Source organism: Fulvivirga aurantia (genome assembly GCF_009711475.1).
Taxonomy (GTDB): domain Bacteria; phylum Bacteroidota; class Bacteroidia; order Cytophagales; family Cyclobacteriaceae; genus Fulvivirga; species Fulvivirga aurantia.
Genome location: NZ_SMMD01000148.1, coordinates 1 through 718, shown reverse-complemented (window position 1 = coordinate 718; position 718 = coordinate 1). Strand labels below are relative to the sequence as shown.

Here is a 718-nt window from a genome sequence, read left to right as displayed (position 1 = left end):
TTATAACAGATGTAGCAGATAGAAGAGACGTCTTGCATCAAAGATTAACTGTTCCTAAAGCCTTTATACGATTCAATGGTTATGGCCTCATTCAAAGTGATTATGATCGGCTCGATCAATGGGTGACTCGGTGTAAAGCGTGGATTGAATCCGGTCTTGAAGAACTATACTTTTTCGGACATCAGGAAAATGAGGCACATACCCCGGTAACCTGTGATTATTTTATTAAAAGGCTTAATGAAGCATGCGGCCTTGATATCAAACGACCCACATTTATCGATCAAGCTTAAACTGGATTAATCTCTCTGGCTAAAAAGTCCGTGTAGTTCAACATCAATCTTTCTTACTATTTCAGAAAAATCATCTGGATTGGCTACAAAATCGATGTCATTAACATCAATAATTAGTTTTTTACCATTGTCGTAAGTGTCAATCCACTCAGTATAATGTTGATTAAGGTTTTTTAAGTAATCGATTCTAATCGCATTCTCATAATCCCTTCCTCTTTTTTCTATCTGCTTTACGAGTTTAGGAATATCAGCTCTTAGATAAATAAGTAAGTCAGGTGATTCTACATGCTGAATCATAGACTCAAAGAGGGTGAGATAGCTGGAGTAATCTCGATCGTTTAGAAACTTTGATTTATACAGGTTGGCTGCAAAAATATAAGCATCTTCATAAATGGTGCGATCCTGCACCGTGGTAATATTACTTTCTC

1 protein-coding gene and 1 pseudogene are annotated in these 718 nt (G+C 36.5%); one reads left to right on the top strand and one right to left on the bottom strand.

The features are described 5' to 3' along the window. A pseudogene (locus E1176_RS00420) lies at positions 1–290 on the top strand (DUF72 domain-containing protein); the annotation flags it as partial. A 6-nt stretch (positions 291–296) separates the two neighbouring features. Here E1176_RS00420 and E1176_RS00415 read toward each other — a convergent pair. Further along, the coding region (locus tag E1176_RS00415; RefSeq protein ID WP_155208621.1) for a deoxynucleoside kinase at positions 297–718 on the bottom strand (422 nt) is incomplete at its 5' end.